This is a genomic window from Solwaraspora sp. WMMD406 (assembly GCF_029626025.1).
In the GTDB taxonomy this organism is placed as follows: Bacteria; Actinomycetota; Actinomycetes; order Mycobacteriales; family Micromonosporaceae; genus Micromonospora_E.
Genome location: NZ_JARUBF010000001.1, coordinates 5,782,051 through 5,800,120 on the forward strand (window position 1 = coordinate 5,782,051; position 18,070 = coordinate 5,800,120).

The following is an 18,070-nucleotide window of genomic DNA, read 5'->3' on the forward strand; positions in this document are numbered from 1 at the left end:
GGGACGAGTTGGCTCATGACGGTGAGCGTATCGCGTTCTAGAACAGAGTTCTAGAACAAAACACGAGTCACGGGTACGGCGACCCAAGCCGGACCCGCCCACCGAACGAGCCCGGCCGGCACTCCAACCGGAACCGTGCCGCGACGTCGAGCAGCGCCTTCTCCACGGTCGCGGTGTCCGCGCCGCCGAACCGGAACCGCGCCCCGACGTGCTCGTACCCGCCGATGCGGGGAATGGCCTGACCGGGACGAGGGACCCGGGACGCGTACAGGCACTCGATGTCGGCCAGCGCCGACGGATCGGTGGCCACGACCACCTCGCACGGCGCCGGGACCGGCGTCGGCACCAGCAGCCAGCCGCCGGTCCGCCAGGTGGCCGGCGGCGACAGCACCGGAGTCCGGCCCAGCTGCACGTCCACGGCGGCGGTCATCAGGTCGACACCGTGCACCTCCCGCCACAGGAACGGAATCTCCGCGCCGCCGACCCGGTAGCCCACCTCCAGAAACGTCGGTGCCACGTCGGCGTCGGCGAACGCCTCCATGTGGAACACCCACGGCTGATCGCTGAGGGCACCCGCCACCGCCGCCGTGAACCGGCCCAGCTCCGCCAGCAGCAGCGGGTCGTCCACCTCGACCGAGCCGAGCACCGCCCCGCTGGTGAAGGCGGCCGGCGCGTTGACGTACCGCGACGCCCGCCACGGACCCAGCTCGGCACCGGTCCACAGCCCGTCGATGTGGTAGATCGGCGCGGGACAGAAGCGCTGGACCAGCCGGGGCTCCGGCGGCAGGTCGGCCAACCGGGACAGGTCGGCCGCCGAGTTCAGCACCTGGATGCCCCGGCTCGCCGTACCGCGTCGCGGCTTGACCACCACCGGCCAGCCGTGGGACTCGGCGAACACCCGTACCGCGTCGACGTCCGGCGCGTCGGCGAACGCCAACGTCCGGACGCCGGCGTCGGCGACCAGCCGGGTCATCACCAGCTTGTCGCGGAAGCGGGCGACCGCCGACGGGTGCTGCCCGGGCAGGCCCAGCTCGGCACGTAACCGGGCGGCGGTGATCAGGTCGCCTTCGTTGAGGGCGACCAACCGCTCGGGGTGCCCCCACCGGTCGATCAACCCGCGCACCGCGCCCCGTACCTGCTCCAGATCCTCGATGTCGCGCACCACGACCGCCGCCGTCGCCCCGGCCGGGACCGAGTCGCGACCGAGTGCGGTGGTCACGTAACTCACCCGGTGGGCGTCGTGGTCGAGGTAGTCCGCGTAACGGGCGTAGCGGTCCCGCCACCGGTTCAGCACGATGATCTGTCCGGTCATGACGCCCTGCTCCGCGCCTCGTCGTGCACCCGGTGGACGGCGTAGCTCGCGGTGGTGACCGCCGCACGGGCATGCGACAACGCCTGGCGGGCCGCGTCCAGGTCGCCGACCGGCAGCATCACCACGAGTTCCGCGGCGGAACTGATCAGGTGCATCGCCGTCTGTGACAGCGGATCGTCGTCGCCGAACTGGGTGACGACGCACCGGTGGGCCAGCCGCAACAGGGCGTGGATGTCGTACCCGGTCTCCTCGGCCACGGACTCGACCACGGACTCGGCCACGGACTCGACCACGCCCCCGGACTCGCCCACGGTGACGGCCTCGACCATGTCCCGCTGGTCCAGGTCAGACGACATCGAAGCGGATCCGGTCGTTGACCGCGTCGCAGCGGGCGACGGCGTCGTCGGCGTCCCGGCCCGTCGCGATGACGTAACCGCTGGTGCAGTCGGCGACGGTCAGCAGCGGCGGAACGGTGTCGCCCGCGCTCTTCTGGATCACGACCCCGACCTCGGCGTCGCGCAGCTCGTCCAGGTAGGGCAGGAACACCTTGGGCACCACCCCCTTCGGCAGGTACTTCACCGCCGCGTCCAGGTCGTCGGGGACGTGCACGCCGCGTACCGTCCCGGGATCGGGGGTGAAGAAGCGCACCGCCGCCGCGGCGATCGGTTCCGGCGACGCCGCCGGCAAGGGCTCCAGACCCAGCGGTACGGTCAGCATCATCCGCTGGATGTCGACCCCGAAGGCCCGGCGGACCAGCTCGGGTGCGCCGCTGCCGGCCAGCCGGGCGTGGGACTCGAGAACCCGGGGCCCGTCGGCGGTCAACACGAACTCGCTGTGCGACGGCCCTTCGGTCAGCCCGACCGCGTCGAGCAGCTTGGGGGTCAGCTCGCGCAAGGCGGCGAGCTGGGCGGTGGCGAACCGGCTCGGGGTGCTCACCTCCCATTCCACGAAGCGGTCGTTCATCCGGTACTCGGAGTAGCCGATCGGCACGTGGCGGCCGCCGAACGAGAACGAGTCCACGCTGACCACCGGGCCTTCGAGGAACTCCTCGGCCAGCGCCGACGTGATCCCGGCGTCGGTGAGCACCTTCCAGGCCAGGGCCGCGTCGTCGGCGCTGCGGACCAGGTTGATGTACATGCTGGCCACGCCGTCGATCGGCTTGACCACGATCGCGCCACCGATCTGCTCGAAGAACTCGGCGGCCTCGGCAGCGCTGTGCACCACCCGGTTGCGGACCGGGCTGAGATCATGCTCGGCCAGCAACGCGCGGGTGAGTGCCTTGTTGAGCATCGCCCGCGCGGTCGCCTCGCTCACGCCGGGCAGGCCGAGCGCGTCGACCACCGCGCCGGTGGAGACGCCGGCGGGTTCGGTCGTGGTCATCACCCGGTCGAAGGGGCGCTGGCGGTGCAGCGGCAGCAGGACGTCCAGGATCGCGTCGCTGTCCTCGATCGGGGCGTGGATGATCCGCTCGCAGTGCGCCGCGATGGACTCGTCGTACGCTCCCTCCTGATGTACCAGAACGACGTCGATCCCCAACTCCTTGGCGCCGACGATGGGCGCGGGCCGGCCGCCGATCATGGCAATCCGGAACATGGACTTCCTCCTTGTAGCACAGTGGACTGTTGGGTCGGGCGCATCCGCGCAGTGTGTGAATCCGAGGGCTCAGCTGGCGTAGCAGCGCCGCAACCAGCGCGCGGTCGCGGCGGGCGCGGGCGTGAAGCGGGACCGGCGGTGCAGTACCCGGTAGTTGTCGAAGATCAGGAAATCGCCGGCGCCCAGCACCAGTTCCCGGCGGGGCACCCGCGCCAGGGCGCCGATCCACGCCTGCAGCGCCGACGCGGCGACCGCGTCGCGCGCCCGGGTGGTCCCCCGGTCGAACCGGACCAGGGTCCCGTCCGGCCCTTGATCCAGGATCACCGTGTTGCCGTAGACCGCCTCGGCGTCGTTGGAGGCCGGCGCGCCGATGTCGTACGCCGGCGACCGCAGCACCCGCCGGGTCGCGTCGTCGACCAGCGGCAGCGCGTCTTCGACCGCCGCGATCTCGGTCGGTACGGCTTCTTCGTTACGGATGCCGTAGAACGTCAGATAACGCGGCATGGACAGTCGCGGGTCGCTGCCCGGTTCGCCGAACGGCAGGTGCGGGTTGTCGGTGTGCCAGAAGAACTCGGAGTCGGCTCCCCACGAGCTCGTCGTCCCGGCCGCGCTCGGGTTCGGAACGACGTTGCGGATCAGCCGTCCGCCGTTTTCGTAGTCGACGGCGAACGGGGTGATCCCGAGGAGCTGGATCAGGCCGAGCTGCACCGCGTTGGTTTCGGCGAGTGGGGTCTCCTGACCGAAGCCGGTGACCGGGGTCGGCGGATAGTCGCCGGCCGGCAGGTTGCGCAGCACCAGCGCGTGCCGCCCGGTGTGGGTGAACGTCTGCAGGGCGTGCAGCACCTCGCCGGGTAGATACCGGCTGAGCGCGTGCGCGCCGATGTGTGCCAGGATCGCCTCGTCCGTGTCCGGGTCGAGCGCGGAGGCGGACACCCGTTCGCCGATCTCCTTGTCGAGGAGATCCCGGGTGCCGCCGTCGAGCGTCAGTACAGCCACTCTCAACAAGTTCATCGATGCCTCCGCCGGGGTGTGTCACCGAGCCGATCCCATCGTGTCGATCGGGTCCGGCCGCTGTCAGCGGCCTGGCGGTGGCACGCACCGGCATCGTCCGCAACCGGTCACCGGACGCCGGACCCGCGACGGCGGACACGCGGACGGCGGACACGCGGACGGCGCCCCGCGCGGGTAGACGCGGGGCGCCGCAGCGGTACGCGGCCGGGGTGGTTCAGCCGATGGCGCAGGTGGTGCCGTTGAGGGTGAAGGAGGTCGGACTACCGCTGTTGCCGGTGTGGGTGGCCTGGAAGCCGATGCTCTGCGAGCCGTTCGGCGCGATGGTGGGGTTGTAGGACATGTTGCGGGCGGTCACCACGCCGCTGGTCGGCGAGTACGTCGCGTTCCAGCCGGAGATGATCGTCTGCCCGGACGGCAGCGTGAAGCCGAGGCTCCAGCCGTTGATCGTGCTGCTGCCGGAGTTGGTGATGATGACCGAGGCGACCAAACCGTTGTTCCACGCGTTCACGCCGTAGCTGACCCGGCACGCTCCGGACGGCGGTGGCGTGGTCGGTGGCACCGTCGTGGGTGGCGCGGTGGTCGGCGGAGCGGTCGTGGGTGGTGCCGTGGTCGGCGGTGCGGTGGTCGGCGGAGCGGTCGTGGGTGGTGCCGTGGTCGGCGGTACGGTCGTCGGCGTGGTGCCGTCCAGGCCGAAGAACCGGATCACCTGGGCGGCGTCGACCGGCAAATTGTGTCCGGTGCCCTGCATGCTGATCGCCTCGACCGGCGCCATGCCGCCGGAACCGCCGTACCGGGTGCGGGTGTAGTTGGCCTGCGGGCTGTCGGTGTAGGTCGGGGTCTGGCTCAACCCGTGCACGTTGGTCCACTGCTTGATCTGCTCGTCGAAGTTGGGGTAGCGCAGCGTGTCGTCGTTGGTGCCGTGCCAGATCTGCATCCGCGGCCACGGCCCCCGGTAGCTCGGGTTGGCGTTGCGGACCGCGTCGCCCCACTGCTGGGCCGTACGGACGATCTGGCCGTTGGCGCACTGGCTGTTCCACTCGGAGCCACCGGTGGTGGCGAAACAGGTGAACGGAACGCCGGCGAAGGCCGCCCCGGCGGCGAACACGTCCGGGTAAACCCCGAGCATGACGTTGGTCATCATCGCGCCGGAGGACGTTCCGGTGGCGAAGACCCGGCCGGGGTCGGCGTTGTAGCGCTGCTGCACGTAGCTGACCATCGAGCGGATGCCCACCGGGTCGCTGCCGCCGCCCCGGGTCAGTGCCTGCGGGGAGTAGACGTCGAAGCACTGGCTGCTGCGGTTGGCGGTCGGGTAGATCACGATGTAGCCGTACCGGTCGGCCAGCGAGGCGTATTGGGTGTTGGAGTAGAACACCGGGCCGGTGCCGGTGCAGTAGTGCAGCGCGACCAGGATCGCCGGACGGGTGGCGACGCGGTCCGGCACGTACAGGTGCATCCGCAGGTTGCTCGGGTTCGTACCGAAGTTGGTGACCTCGGTGAGGGTGGCGGCCGAGGCCGGCGCGGCCATCGTGAGGATGGCCGTGGCGGCGGCCGCCGCGGTGACGGCGGTGGCGACGATGGCCGACACCGCACCCCTGAGTCTCTTGTGGCTTGTTTGGTGGGTCAGTCTCATGTGGTGCCTCCGAACACGCGTGGGGAGGTAGGGGTAGGGGTAGCTGACGGGGCTGCCCAGGCACCCGACTCGTTCCCGGCTCGAAACAGTTACTATTATCGATAGAAACGGTTCCGAAGACAAGGCCGACCCAGATCGACATCGAGCCGCTCCTATGGAAGCGCTTCGACACTCCGTACGATGGGCCGAACGTGACCCGATGGCAAGAGGAAGGTTGGCGCGACAGTCGTGGACCCAGGCTCCGCGTACCCGTCAGACGAGCCGGCGGCGGACGGCGTACGCGATCGACAGCGCCGCGGCCGCCGTCGCCGCGAGCTGTCCGTCGCGACGATCGCCGAGCTCGCCGGCGTCTCCAAACCAACGGTCTCCAAGGTGCTCAACGGCCGGTCCGGAGTCGCCCTGGACACCCGACGGCGGATCGAGGCGCTGCTACGGGAGCACGGCTACCAGCGCCCCGGCAGCGCCACCCCGGCCGCCGGCATCGAAGTCGTCTTCTACCAACTGGAAAGCCACCTGGCGATCGAGATCCTGCGCGGGGTCGAACAGGTCGCCAGCGCCCATGAGCTCTCCGTCGGCTTCACCGAAGCGCGGGGACGGACCGTACCGGGCCGGTCCTGGGCCGAGCAGCTGCTCGGCCGCCGGCCCGTCGGGGTGATCGCCGTCTACTCGGCCTTCACCCCCGAACAGCACGCGCAACTGGCCGCCAGCGCCATCCCGCTCGTCGCGCTCGACCCGATCGGCGAGCCGCTGCACCCCACCCCGTCGGTCGGCGCGACCAACTGGAACGGCGGCATCACCGCCACCCGGCACCTGCTCGAGCTCGGCCACCGGCGGATCGCCGTGATCAGCGGACCAGCCGACTCGCTCGGCGCCCGGGCCCGGCTGGAAGGCTGCCGGGCGGCGATGGACGCCAGTGGCCTGCGCCTCGACGAAGCCCTCGTCCGCAGCGGCCGGTTCTTCTTCGAGGACGGCCAGGAGCTGGGTCGCCAACTGCTCGATCGACCGGAACCGCCGACGGCCGTGGTGTGCGGCAATGACCTGCAGGCGCTCGGCGTGTACACGGCGGCCTGGCGGCTCGGGCTGACCGTCCCGCGTGACCTGAGTGTGGTCGGCTTCGACGACATCGACAACGCCCGCTGGTGCTGTCCACCACTGACCACGATCCGCCAGCCACTGGCCGAGATGGCCGCCACCGCGGCACGGCTGATACTGGACCTCGCCGCCGGACGGCCGGCCACCAACACCCGGATCGAGATCGGCACTACGCTGGTCGTCCGGGAGAGCACCGCCGCACCACGGATGGGATCCGACTGATGAACTGGACGCTGGAAGTGGTCGTGGTCCCGGTTTCGGACCTGGACCGGGCCAAGGAGTTCTACGCCGGGCAACTCGGCTTCGTCGTCGACCACGACATGACGGTCAACGACGACGTACGGATCATCCAGCTGACCCCGCCGGGATCGGGGTGTTCGGTGGTGATCGGCAAGGGCGCCGTACCGGACATGACACCCGGTTCGCTGCACGGACTGCAGCTGGTGGTCGCCGACATCAAGGCCGCCCACGCCGAGTTGACCGATCGCGGCGTCGCGGTCAGCGACATCCAGGTACTCGGCGAGAACCCGCACCCCGTACCGGATCCGCTGGACAACGTCGGCTTCTTCTACTTCACCGACCCGGACGGCAACGGGTGGGCCGTGCAGCAGATCTCCAGCCGGGCCTGACCCCGACCGAACGCCCCGGCCTGCTCCTCGGCAGACGGATTCCGGCAGACGGATTCCGTCTGACGCACGCCGGTCAGACAAAGCCGCTGCTCAGGATATAGAATCCATTGTCGAGCACCGCTATGATCGCCCGCTCGACCGGTCGGAATCCGCCGGTATCCCCCCATCGCATGCACTGTGGACGTCATTGTTCGGCAACGCGTACGACCAGACGGCGTCGCGCGGGCCTAGTAGAGTCCACAGGAATTCCACACGCCGTGAGGTCCGCGCGGATGAGGGGGGTTCGCCATGCCCGACGGTCGTCTCTCGGCCAGCCCTGCGCCGTCGAGCTGTCCCGACTTCGTGGTCCTGCTCGGCGGCGACTACACCGGCAAGTCATCGGCGATGAGCCGCCTGGCCGAATCCACCGACCGACTCCGACTCGTCTCCACTGACGACACGTTCCTCGACGCCCGGCACGGAACCGTCGCCGAGCTGCGCCGAATCGTGGTCCGCGACGTCCTCCCGCAGCTCGGCCGGGCGTACTCGGCGGATTTCCTCGCCGGGATGCTGCAGACCGCCGTCGTCCACCTGCGGGACCGGATCGTCGAGGCGGACGGCGCCGGCGCTACGGTGGACCGCGACGTCCCGACGCTGGTCGACTCGTACTACTACAAGATCCTGGCCAAATGTCGATTGGTCGGAGTGGCCGACCATCCGATGTTCCACTGGTGGCGGTCGTTTCCCCAACCCGCGCGCGTCATCTACCTCAACGTGTCGCCGCAGACCGCGTGGCAGCGCAGCGACAGTGGGCGGCTGGCCAATCGGCTCGAACACTATGGACCCAGACCAGATCCGGTCAATTTCGCGCGATTCCAGACTGACCTGGCCACAGCGCTCGCGGAAGAGATCCGGCACCTACCGGTCACCGTGATCGACGAACAGCCCAGCGTGGCCGACACGGCCCTCGCGATACAGGAGGCCCTCTCCCGATGACCGGCACAGATCTCGAACGGTACCGCGAACGTGTCTTCGCCGAACGAGAACGGCTCCGCGCCGCGTTCACCCAGGCCGCCAGATCCCAGCACCGGGTGCTGACGGATCTGCTGGAATTCAACGCAGACACCGACTTCGGCCGCCGACACGACTTCGCCAAGATACGGGATCTGGACGACTACCGGTCGGCCGTACCGGTGCACGACTATTCCGCCCTCGGACCGTGGATCGAACGGATGGCCGCAGGCGAGGAACGGGTGCTGACCGCCGACCGGCCCGCCGTCTACTTCACCAGCAGCGGCACCACCGGCGCGCACAAGAAGATCCCGGTCACCCCGCGCTTCATGAAGACCACCTTCTTCCCGTTCTACTACGCGGCCTGGGCACCGCTGGCCGAGCACTTCCCGGACGTGCTGGCCCGGCCGGACGCGATGCTCAACCTCAAACACGACCCGCTGGTACGGCCACCGACCACCAGCTCCGGCGACCCACACGTGGGCGCCAGCCAGGTCGACTTCGGCTCCTACTTCGGCGAACCGCTCTCCGCTGAGCCCGGCACCCGCGCACCCTGGGCGACGCTGGCCGTACCGGTCGCCGACGACGACCACCTGGAAAAGGCGTACCTGCGGTTGCGGCTGGCCGCGCAGAGCGACGTACGCGGCGTGATCGGGATCAACCCGGCGATGGTGGCCGCAGTGCCGTACCAGCTCGGGCTCTGGTGGCCACGGATGGTGCGCGAGATCCGCGACGGCACCCTCGGCGGGCACCCGTACGCCGACCCGGATCCGGGCCGGGCGGCCGAGATCGAGGCACTGGTCGACCGGTACGGCACGCTGCGGCCGGCACACCTGTGGCCGAACCTGCGGGTGATCTTCTGCTGGACCACCGGGCTGGCCTCGCTCTACCTGCCCCGACTCCGCGAGGAGTACGGCATCGGAGTGACCGTGCTGCCGGCACCGGTGGCCGCCTCCGAAGGACCGGTCGCGGTCGCCCTCGACCGGCACGGCAGCGCCGGCAGCATGGTCGCCGACGCCTGCGTCTACGAGTTCGTCGACGCCGACACGCCGCTGCGCCCGGACATTCCGACGCTGACCTTCGACCAACTGGAGACCGGCCGGGAATACCAGGTCGTCTTCAGCCACGTGGGCGGCCTCTACCGGTACGCGGTCGGCGACGTCGTCCGGGTCGTCGACCACCAGGGCGGGGTACCCCGACTCTCGTACGCCGGACGCGCCACCCGCTCCGACGCGGCCGGTGAAGCGCTCCGCGACGTCCAGGTGGTCCGCGCGCTGGCCGGGGCGACCGAGTCGACCGGACTGGAGCTGCGCAACGCCGCCTGCCGGGTGTCCACTCCGACCGGCGGTCCGCCGTCCTACGAGTTCGCGCTGGCCGGCCGGTCACCGTGGAGCGCCGACGAGACCGACCGCTTCGTCGCCGCCCTGGACACCGGGCTGGGCACCGAGTCGCCCGGCTACCGCGACGCTCGCCGGTCCGGGCGGCTCGGCACGCCGACGCTGACCCTGCTCGACCCGGACGCGTTCCTGCGGGACTGGCAGCGCTCGGTCGCCGCCGGTGTGCGTCCCACCCAGGTCAAGGACCGGATGTTCCGGCCGGACGAGGCCGCCTGGCAGCAACTGACCGCGCCGCCCGAGCCGACACCGGACCGTCTCGCGGTCGATGCCGGCGGGCCGCCGGCCGCACGGACTGCGAGTGTGGCCCGGTGACCGCGCCCCTGGCCGCCGTCGAGCGGACCGCGTTGCTCACCGCGGCGTTGCGCGCCGCCGAGACCAGCCGACCGGACCGGCTCTACGACGACCCGTACGCCGCCGAACTCGCCGGTCGGATCGGTCCGGAACTGCTCGCCGAAGTGGTCCGGGTGACCTTCCCACCGGACCGGCCCAGCGACCTGCCGAGCACACCCGACTACAACGCCATCCGGACCCGGTTCCTCGACGACCGGCTGCGGGAGCTGGTCGACGATCCGACGGTCACCCAGCTGGTCCTCGCCCCGGCCGGCGTCGACTCCCGGGCCTACCGGCTGGACTGGCCCGACCGGCTGCGCTGGTTCGAGATGGACCGGCCGGCGGTGCTGGCCTACAAGGAACAGCGGCTGGCCGGGCGGAACCCTCGGGTCAGGCGGCTCACCGTACCGGCCGATCTGACCGCCGACGACTGGGAGGAACGCCTGACGGCCGCCGGCTACCAGCCGGACCAGCCGTCGGTGTGGCTGCTCGAAGGGCTGCTCTACTACCTGCCCGAGGAGCGGGTCAGGCAGCTGCTCGGCCGGATCCGGGCGGTGGCCGCGCCGGGCAGCCGGGTGCTGGCCGACCTGGTCAACGAGACCGCGCTGACCCTGCCGAGCATGCAGAACCTGCTGCGGGTCTTCGCCGACTGGGGTTGCCCGTGGGTGTTCGGCACCGACGACCCCGAGGGACTGTTCGCCGCGTACGGCATGACCGCGCGGGCGGTCCAGCCCGGTGACCCGGACGCCCACTACGGGCGCTGGCCCGACCCGGTCCCGCCCCGGTCGGAGCCCGGGGTCCGACGGGTGTTTTTCGTCGACGCCGAGTGTCGCTGATGGGCGCGGGTACGTCGAACCCCGGGTCGGTGCCGAGGTGAACGCGCCGACCGATCTCGGCCCGGTCGGTGCCGAAGCCACCCGGCACCGGCCGACGGACACCGGGGTCGGCGGCGGCCGGCCCCGGGTGCTGCTGGCCCCGGTCACCGTCACCCCGTCGAAGCCGCTGACGCCCAGCCACCTCAAGGGGCTGTTCTGGACGGACGTGATGTTCCGGGCCACCGCGCAGGTCGCCGAGGTGACCTACCTGTACCAGCCCGACGCCTACCATCTGACCGAGCAGACCCTCGGATTCTGGGAGTACCTGGACCGCACCTTCGGCGACGCCGACTACGCGGGCTGCTCCGAGGAGGAGATCGGCCAGCTGTACGTGCGGTACCGGGCCGACCAGCGCGCCGACCGGCAGGCCGTCTCGGCGGCTGCGCTGCGGCCGTACGTGGCGGCGGTCGAGGACGGCTGGGTCCATCCGGCCGGGCGGCAGGTGTTGCGCCACTGGACAGGGCACTACGCCCGGCTCGGTCTGCACGACCCGGGGCTGACCGGCACGCGGCGGCCCGGCCTGTCGCTGGCCGCGACGCTGGACCTGCTTCGTGCACACCGGCTCTGTCTGGACCTGCGACCCGACGGCGGACCGGTCTACCTGGACGCGACCCGGTACGGGTTGCCGTTGCGCCGGATCGTCGACGCCGACGGGCGGATCAACTATCTGACCTGCGCGTTGCGCGAACTGCTGCCGCTGGTCGACCGGTACGACGAGGTGGTCCTGCTCTACGACCGGGAACTGGAGCCGGACTACGTGCTGTTGCAGCGGGTGCTGTCACTGGTCGGGCCGACGGTACGCCGGGTAGCCATCGGCCGGGTACCGATCGACGGTCGGATCCGCTCCGCCCGGCACGGCGACTGGCACGGCCACACCGCCGCGGATCTACTGCGTACGGTCGCGGCCGGGTACGACGACGCGGCGCTGCGACTGGGTGCCCGGATGTATTTCGTCGCCACCCTGGGTCCCGGCGATCAGCAGTCGTTTCGCCCCGACCTGCTGCGGAACTGTCTGTCCCGGGCCGCCGCACTGCTGGACCGGGTCGGCCACAGCGGATCCGGCGGCCACAGCGGATCCGGCGGCCACAGCGGATCCGGCGGCCACAGCGGATCCGGCGGCCACAGCGGATCCGGCGGGCACAGCGGATCCGGTGGCGGGATCGGCCTCCCCGGTGGGTCGACCGGCACCGCCCCCGAACTGGCCGGCACCGCCTCCGAACTGGCCGGCACCGCCCCCGAACTGGCCAGCGCGGTCGGACGTCACCGCCGCGACCACGTCTACGTCGACCCGTACCGGCTCACCTGCGGGCTGACCGCCCGGCACCGGCCCGGACCGATGCCTGAACTCCTGACGGCGGTGTACCTGTGACCACGCCAGCGACGACCGTGCCCGCCGCACCGGGGCCGCTGTCCGGGTCATCCAGTCCGACAGCGGACGACGCGCAGCAGCAGCTGCGCGCCCTGTTGGCCCGGCGGATCGAGGCGGCCCGCCCGGAGCTGGCCCGACGCCACGACCTCGCCGACCCGTACGCCCTGCGCGCCGTGCGGGAGGAGATCGCGCGCGGCGACAACGACGGCCCACCGGTATCCGTCGTCGTCGTGCTGGGCACCGTCGACCTGACCGGTTGGATCCGCGACAGCTGTGTCTTCGCCGCCGGGCTCGACGCGACGCGGGCGCGGCTGTGGCGGCGGTCCTTCACCCGTACCCTGTTCCTGGCCGGCGACCCGGGCAACCTGTGCCACCGCTTCACCTTCGACCAGGTCAGTACGGACGCGACGATGGCCTGGTCCGGGCCGGCCCCGGACGCCACGAGCGCCGGGCTGCGCCGGCTGCTGCGCACCTACGACGGCAAGCGCCCGGTCGACGGCGCGCACCACGTCGTGCGGCTGCCGGTCGGAGGTCCCGGCCCGGAGGGTACGCGCCGGCCGCGCCGGTGGCGGGTCGAACTCTGCACCATCGGGCTGACGGTCGCCGACGCGCTGATCCACCTCAATCACCTGCTGGCCGAAGCGGTGCTGGACGGACTCGTCGGGCCGGGTGACGAGCTGACGGTGCGGCCGGTACCCCGGCTGACCGGGACATGGGAGGCATATCCGGCGCTGCGGATCGACGTCGACTCCCGCGACCCGCAACGGCTGCGGGCATACGCCGGCCTGACCGACCAGACGCCACCCGGCGGCGGGCCGTCGTCGGCACCCACCACAAGGTGACCTGCTGACCGTCGTCGCCACGACGACGACCGAACCGAGCCAACGGCGGTTCAGTCGCGACGGTCGCCGAGCGATTCGAGCAGGCCACGCAGGACGTGCCCGAGGTTCTCCCGATCAGCATCGGACAGCACAGCCAGCAGCCGGCGTTCGGTGGCGACGTGTCTCAAGATGTGAGACGTCGGTTCGTCATCGACGTTCACCCGGCTCGCACCGACGCCCGGCCGGCAGCGTTCGCCCGCGCTGAACGCGCCTTCGACCGCGCGGACAACCGAGCAACCCACAGTGGATCGGCTACTTCGACGAAGCGTATCTCTCGGCCAAGTTCGGACACTGCTTCGCCGCGCTCAGCCGAGGCAAGCTCGCTGCCCGGTTCGCGGTGCGGTCATTGGAGATGGACGGCAGCGCATAGCCCGCGGCAAGCAGTTCAACCTGGCATTGTTGGCGCCTGCCCACGTGCAGTCCGGTGCGCCGGAGCAAGCCGGCGCGGTGGGGGTGCAGGCAGCACAAGCCGCTGAGAGTCTGAGCTCCGAACGGGCGCGCGCATACCTCGCCATTCTCGCGGACCGCCTCACGCCGTACGCCGGGCTGCCGACGGTGCAGGAGCTCTCCGCGCGGGTACGGCCGCTACTCCAAGCCGCCTAAATTCGCCCTGTCGCTCTGGCCAGCAGCACAGCGAGCAGACCGGCGACAGACCCCGCACCGACGATCTCCCCGGCGTGGATCCGTTGCTCTACCTCGGCCAGCGGGACCCAGCCGATTCGCGCGGTCTCGTTGATGTCAGGCACGACGCCCGTCGGGTCGGCCCCTCGGGACAGGTAGATGATGTTCTGCTGGTCGATGGTGCCGACCATGGGCTGGAAGCCCAGCAGCGGCTCCATGCTTCTGGGCCGCCAGCCGGTCTCCTCCTCGACCTCCCGCGCCGCACAGACGACGGGGTCCTCGTCGCGGTCAAGATAGCCACCCGGCAACTCCCAGACCCACCGGTCGATGATGAACCGGTGCCGCCACATCATCAGCACCCGGTCAGCATCGTCCAGCACGATCACCATCGCGGCGGACGGCACCCTGAGTACGTACTGCTCGAACCGGACGCCGTCGGGTAGCTCGACATCCGCGACGCTCAGCACGGCACGCCTCGTGTCGTCGATGACCCGCTCGTCGTGGATCATCCACTCACTTGCCCGCCGAGCACCGGCTCCCATGTACCGCACCCTATCGCCGCGTTGCTGGTCCAACTCGCGATGCACGTTGATCCGGCTGGACGCGCCAGGCACAATCGCCAGGTGATCGCGAGCGTGTTCTTCGATGTGGGCGAGACCATCGTCGACGAGTCCCGCGAGTACGGGACCTGGGCGGACTGGCTCGGCGTGCCGCGCCACACCTTCTCCGCTGCCTTCGGAGCCGTGATCGCACGCGGCCTCGACTACCGGGCGACCTTCCAGGTGTTCCGGCCGGGGTTCGACCTGGCCGAGGAGCGTCAACTCCGGACGGCGGCGGGGCAGCCGGAATCCTTCACCGAGGAGGACCTGTATCCGGATGCCCGACCGTGCCTGGCGGCGCTGCGCGAGTCAGGGCTGCAGGTCGGCCTGGCCGGTAACCAGACGGCGCGGGCGGAGACGATCCTGCGGGCCCTCGACCTGCCGGTGGACATCATCGGCACCTCGGACGGCTGGGGTGTGGAGAAACCGTCTGCCGCGTTCTTCGACCGGGTGGTCGCCGAGGCAGGTTGCCCGGCTGACCAGGTGCTCTATGTCGGGGATCGGTTGGACAACGACATCCGGCCCGCGCAGCAGGCGGGGATCGCGACCGCCCTGATCCGTCGCGGCCCGTGGGGGCACATCCTCGACGACCAGACGGTCATCGACCGTTGCCTGTTCCAGCTCGACTCGCTGGCAGAGCTGCCCGACCTCGTCCGCAAGCACAACGAGTCAGCTCGCTGACCCGAGAGCGCGGCCCGGCCGGCGGTGAGAGCGGCGACGCGTTCGTCGAGCAGTGCGCCGTGTCGGCTGTCGCCGAGCGTCGGACGGACGGCTCGGACCCGGTCGAGGCCGGTGCCGTACCAGTCGGTGTGTAGGGCGTCGACGGCCTGGTTGAGGTAGTCGGCGGCGCGATCGCCGTCACCGCCATGCGCGGTGGCCAGGTCTGCGAGGACAACGCTGCGCTGCTTGGCGCTGGTGCCGGTGAGCGTGGCGAGCGCCTGGTTGAGCTGGCCGGCGGCTTCGCTGTGGTCGCCGCTGGCGAGGGGCTGTGTACCTGGCGAGGTAGCAACCCGGGTGGCGAGAGATCCTCGCGCGGCGCGCGGCGCGCAGAGGGCAAAGAGGCATGAACAGCAACTATTCACCCTGCGCGGTCACGGTCGGAGCAAGGTAACTCCTTTGCCAGGCGTGCGACAGCCACCGGTAGCATGAACAGCTATGACTGACACCTCTGCGGGCTCCGCCGTGCCGTCGGCACCGTCGTTGAACGGGCTGGAAGACAAGTGGGCGCGTCGCTGGGAGGAGCAGGGCGTATACCGGTTTGACCGGTCCGCCGACCGGGACGGGGTGTATTCCATCGACACGCCGCCGCCCACGGTGAGCGGGTCGCTACACGTCGGTCACGTTTTCTCGTATACGCACACCGACGTCATCGCCCGGTATCAGAGGATGCGGGGCAAGGCCGTGTTCTACCCGATGGGTTGGGACGACAACGGCCTGCCCACCGAGCGCCGGGTCCAGAACTTCTTCGGGGTGCGCTGCGACCCGTCCCTGCCGTACGACCCGGATTTCACTCCTCCAGAGCAGCCGGGCAAGTCGGAGATCCAGGTGTCTCGGCGCAACTTCATCGAGTTGTGCGAGCGGTTGACGGTCGCCGATGAGCAGGTGTTCGAGTTGCTGTGGCGGCGGCTGGGGCTGTCGGTCGACTGGCAGATGACCTACCAGACCATCAACGCCGACTCACGACGGGTGTCGCAGCGGGCGTTTCTGAGGAACGTCAAGCGCGGTGAGGCGTACCTATCCGAGGCGCCGACGCTTTGGGACGTCACGTACCGGACCGCGGTCGCGCAGGCGGAGCTGGAGGATCGGGAGCGGCCCGGCGCGCACCATCGGGTCGCATTCCACCGGCCGGACGGCAGCCCGGTCTACATCATGACCACCCGCCCGGAGTTGCTGCCGGCGTGCGTGGCGCTGGTGGCGCATCCGGATGACGAGCGGTACCGCGACCTGGTCGGCACGACCGTCCGTTCGCCGCTGTTCGGGGTCGAGGTTCCAGTCACCGCGCACCGGCTCGCGGCTCCCGACAAAGGCACCGGCATCGCCATGATCTGCACATTCGGCGACCTGACCGACGTCCTGTGGTGGCGCGAGCTGCAGTTGGCCACTCGGCCGATCATCGGCCGGGACGGTCGCATATTGGCGGACCCGCCGCCCGGCCTAGACGATCCGCAGGGACGCGCGGCCTACGCCCAACTGGTTGGGGCCACCATGCACACTGCTCGGGAACGGGTGGTGGGGCTGCTGCGCGCATCCGGGGACCTGGCCGGTGAGCCGGAGAAGATCACGCATCCGGTGAAGTTCTACGAGCGCGGCGACAAGCCGCTCGAGATTGTCACGACCCGGCAGTGGTACCTACGCAACGGGGGTCGCGACACTGACCTGCGCGAAAAGCTACTGGGGCGGGGCCGGGAGCTGGCTTGGCAGCCGGAGTACATGCGAGCCCGCTACGAGAGCTGGGTCGGTGGTCTGACTGGAGACTGGCTGGTCAGCCGGCAGCGGTTCTTCGGCGTGCCGATTCCGCTGTGGTACCCCCTCGACGAGCAGGGTGAGCCGGTCTATGACAAGCCGATCCTGCCCGATGAGGCGGCGCTGCCGGTGGACCCGAGCGTGGACACCCCGCCGGGCTACCAGGCTGAGCAGCGGGGAACGCCTGGAGGGTTCGTCGGGGACCCGGACGTCATGGACACCTGGGCGACGTCCTCGCTGACCCCGCAGATCGCCGGCAAGTGGGGCACCGACGATGACCTGTTCCAGCGGGTGTTCCCGATGGATTTGCGTCCTCAGGCGCACGAGATCATTCGGACCTGGCTGTTCTCCAGCGTCGTGCGGTCGCATCTGGAGCATGGCAGCCTGCCGTGGTCGCACGCCGCGATCTCCGGCTGGGTTCTGGACCCGGACCGTAAGAAGATGTCGAAGTCCAAGGGCAACGTCGTCACTCCGTTGGCGCTGCTGGAGGAGTACGGATCCGACGCCGCACGCTACTGGGCGGTCAATGGGCGGCCGGGGACGGACACTGCCTTCGACACCGGGCAAATGAAGGTCGGTCGCCGACTGGCGATGAAGATCCTCAACGCCAGTCGGTTCGTGCTCGGTCTGGGTGCTCCGGCCGAATCCGCCATGGTGACAGAGGCGTTGGACCGGGCGATGCTGGCGGAGCTGGCCAACGTGGTGGATGAGGCTACTGTTGCACTGGACGGCTACGACTACGCCCGAGCCTTGGAACGCATTGAGCAGTTTTTTTGGCGGTTCTGCGACGACTACCTTGAGCTGGCCAAGAGCCGAGGGTACGGCGAACGTGGCTCCGAGCCAGCCGAGTCCGCCCGCGCCGCGCTGACCCTCGCCCTGGCCACGCTGCTACGGCTGTTCGCGCCGTTCCTGCCCTTCGTCGCCGAGGAGGTGTGGTCCTGGTGGCGCACCGGCACGGTCCACCGGGCTGCCTGGCCGAAGGCTGAGGAGCTGCGCGCGGCGGTCGATGGCGCCGACTCCACCGCGCTGACCGTTGCCAGCCAGGTCATCGCCGCGATCCGAAAGGCCAAGTCGGAAGCGAAGCTGTCTATGCGGGCGGACGTGTCCAGGGTCCTGGTCCGCGCCGAGCCAGAGATGCTGGTCGCGCTCGGCAGCGTCTCAGACGATCTGTGTGCCGCAGGTCGGGTCGCCTGGCTGGACACCGAGGAAGCTGGCGAACCAGGGCTGAGCACCCTCGTGACGGTGTAGCAGGAGGCGTTTCGACGATCAGGTGAGGGG

General features: G+C 70.3%; 16 protein-coding genes. 10 read left to right on the forward strand and 6 right to left on the reverse strand.

The genetic code is table 11. The features are described from left to right. Positions 1-67: 67 nt before the first annotated feature. The 5 genes from O7632_RS25660 to O7632_RS25680 form a co-directional block, all read right to left on the reverse strand. Positions 68-1,312, reverse strand: coding sequence for a biotin carboxylase (locus O7632_RS25660; RefSeq protein WP_278117916.1), 1,245 nt, complete (start codon positions 1,310-1,312; stop codon positions 68-70). Next, positions 1,309-1,668 carry a hypothetical protein gene (locus O7632_RS25665; RefSeq protein ID WP_278117918.1) on the reverse strand — a complete coding sequence of 120 codons (360 nt, stop codon included), beginning with the start codon at positions 1,666-1,668 and terminating at the stop codon, positions 1,309-1,311. The genes O7632_RS25660 and O7632_RS25665 overlap by 4 nt, the downstream gene beginning before the upstream one ends. After that, on the reverse strand, positions 1,658-2,905 hold the full coding sequence (locus O7632_RS25670) for an ATP-grasp domain-containing protein (RefSeq protein ID WP_278117919.1): 1,248 nt from the start codon (positions 2,903-2,905) through the stop codon (positions 1,658-1,660). The genes O7632_RS25665 and O7632_RS25670 overlap by 11 nt, the downstream gene beginning before the upstream one ends. A gap of 69 nt (positions 2,906-2,974) precedes the next feature. Next, the gene (locus O7632_RS25675) at positions 2,975-3,916 is read right to left on the reverse strand and encodes a TauD/TfdA family dioxygenase (RefSeq protein ID WP_278117921.1); all 942 of its coding nucleotides are present in this window, start codon (positions 3,914-3,916) and stop codon (positions 2,975-2,977) included. Positions 3,917-4,130: 214 nt separating this feature from the next. Next, positions 4,131-5,441: a PHB depolymerase family esterase gene (locus O7632_RS25680; RefSeq protein ID WP_278120389.1), complete on the reverse strand. Its 1,311-nt coding sequence runs from the start codon at positions 5,439-5,441 to the stop codon at positions 4,131-4,133. 333 nt (positions 5,442-5,774) lie between these two features. Here O7632_RS25680 and O7632_RS25685 point away from each other — a divergent pair, with 333 nt between their 5' ends. From O7632_RS25685 to O7632_RS25720, 8 genes are all read left to right on the forward strand, one after another. Continuing rightward, positions 5,775-6,860 (forward strand): LacI family DNA-binding transcriptional regulator, encoded by a 1,086-nt coding sequence (locus O7632_RS25685; RefSeq protein WP_278117923.1) that lies wholly within the window; start codon positions 5,775-5,777, stop codon positions 6,858-6,860. Next, a complete protein-coding gene (locus tag O7632_RS25690) occupies positions 6,860-7,267 on the forward strand; it encodes a VOC family protein (RefSeq protein ID WP_278117924.1) in 408 nt (135 codons plus the stop codon). The genes O7632_RS25685 and O7632_RS25690 overlap by 1 nt, the downstream gene beginning before the upstream one ends. A gap of 288 nt (positions 7,268-7,555) precedes the next feature. Beyond that, positions 7,556-8,242 carry a hypothetical protein gene (locus O7632_RS25695; protein ID WP_278117925.1) on the forward strand — a complete coding sequence of 229 codons (687 nt, stop codon included), beginning with the start codon at positions 7,556-7,558 and terminating at the stop codon, positions 8,240-8,242. After that, on the forward strand, positions 8,239-9,966 hold the full coding sequence (locus O7632_RS25700) for a GH3 auxin-responsive promoter family protein (protein ID WP_278117927.1): 1,728 nt from the start codon (positions 8,239-8,241) through the stop codon (positions 9,964-9,966). Before O7632_RS25695 ends, O7632_RS25700 begins: the two co-directional genes overlap by 4 nt. After that, on the forward strand, positions 9,963-10,820 hold the full coding sequence (locus O7632_RS25705; RefSeq protein WP_278117928.1) for an SAM-dependent methyltransferase: 858 nt from the start codon (positions 9,963-9,965) through the stop codon (positions 10,818-10,820). Before O7632_RS25700 ends, O7632_RS25705 begins: the two co-directional genes overlap by 4 nt. 37 nt (positions 10,821-10,857) lie before the next feature. Then, on the forward strand, positions 10,858-12,228 hold the full coding sequence (locus O7632_RS25710; RefSeq protein ID WP_278117930.1) for a hypothetical protein: 1,371 nt from the start codon (positions 10,858-10,860) through the stop codon (positions 12,226-12,228). After that, positions 12,225-13,070, forward strand: a complete 846-nt coding sequence (locus O7632_RS25715; RefSeq protein WP_278117932.1) for a DUF6182 family protein — start codon at positions 12,225-12,227, stop codon at positions 13,068-13,070. Before O7632_RS25710 ends, O7632_RS25715 begins: the two co-directional genes overlap by 4 nt. 438 nt (positions 13,071-13,508) lie before the next feature. Then, on the forward strand, positions 13,509-13,712 hold the full coding sequence (locus tag O7632_RS25720; protein ID WP_278117934.1) for a hypothetical protein: 204 nt from the start codon (positions 13,509-13,511) through the stop codon (positions 13,710-13,712). Here O7632_RS25720 and O7632_RS25725 read toward each other — a convergent pair. Further along, positions 13,709-14,272 carry an NUDIX hydrolase gene (locus O7632_RS25725; protein ID WP_278117936.1) on the reverse strand — a complete coding sequence of 188 codons (564 nt, stop codon included), beginning with the start codon at positions 14,270-14,272 and terminating at the stop codon, positions 13,709-13,711. The genes O7632_RS25720 and O7632_RS25725 overlap by 4 nt on opposite strands. An 81-nt stretch (positions 14,273-14,353) precedes the next feature. Here O7632_RS25725 and O7632_RS25730 point away from each other — a divergent pair, with 81 nt between their 5' ends. Continuing rightward, complete coding sequence (locus O7632_RS25730; RefSeq protein WP_278117938.1) at positions 14,354-15,010, forward strand: HAD family hydrolase; 657 nt, start codon at positions 14,354-14,356, stop codon at positions 15,008-15,010. Positions 15,011-15,484: 474 nt separating this feature from the next. Then, entirely contained in the window at positions 15,485-18,040 is a 2,556-nt protein-coding gene (gene valS / locus O7632_RS25735; protein ID WP_278117940.1) for a valine--tRNA ligase, read from the forward strand. Positions 18,041-18,070 lie beyond the last annotated feature (30 nt).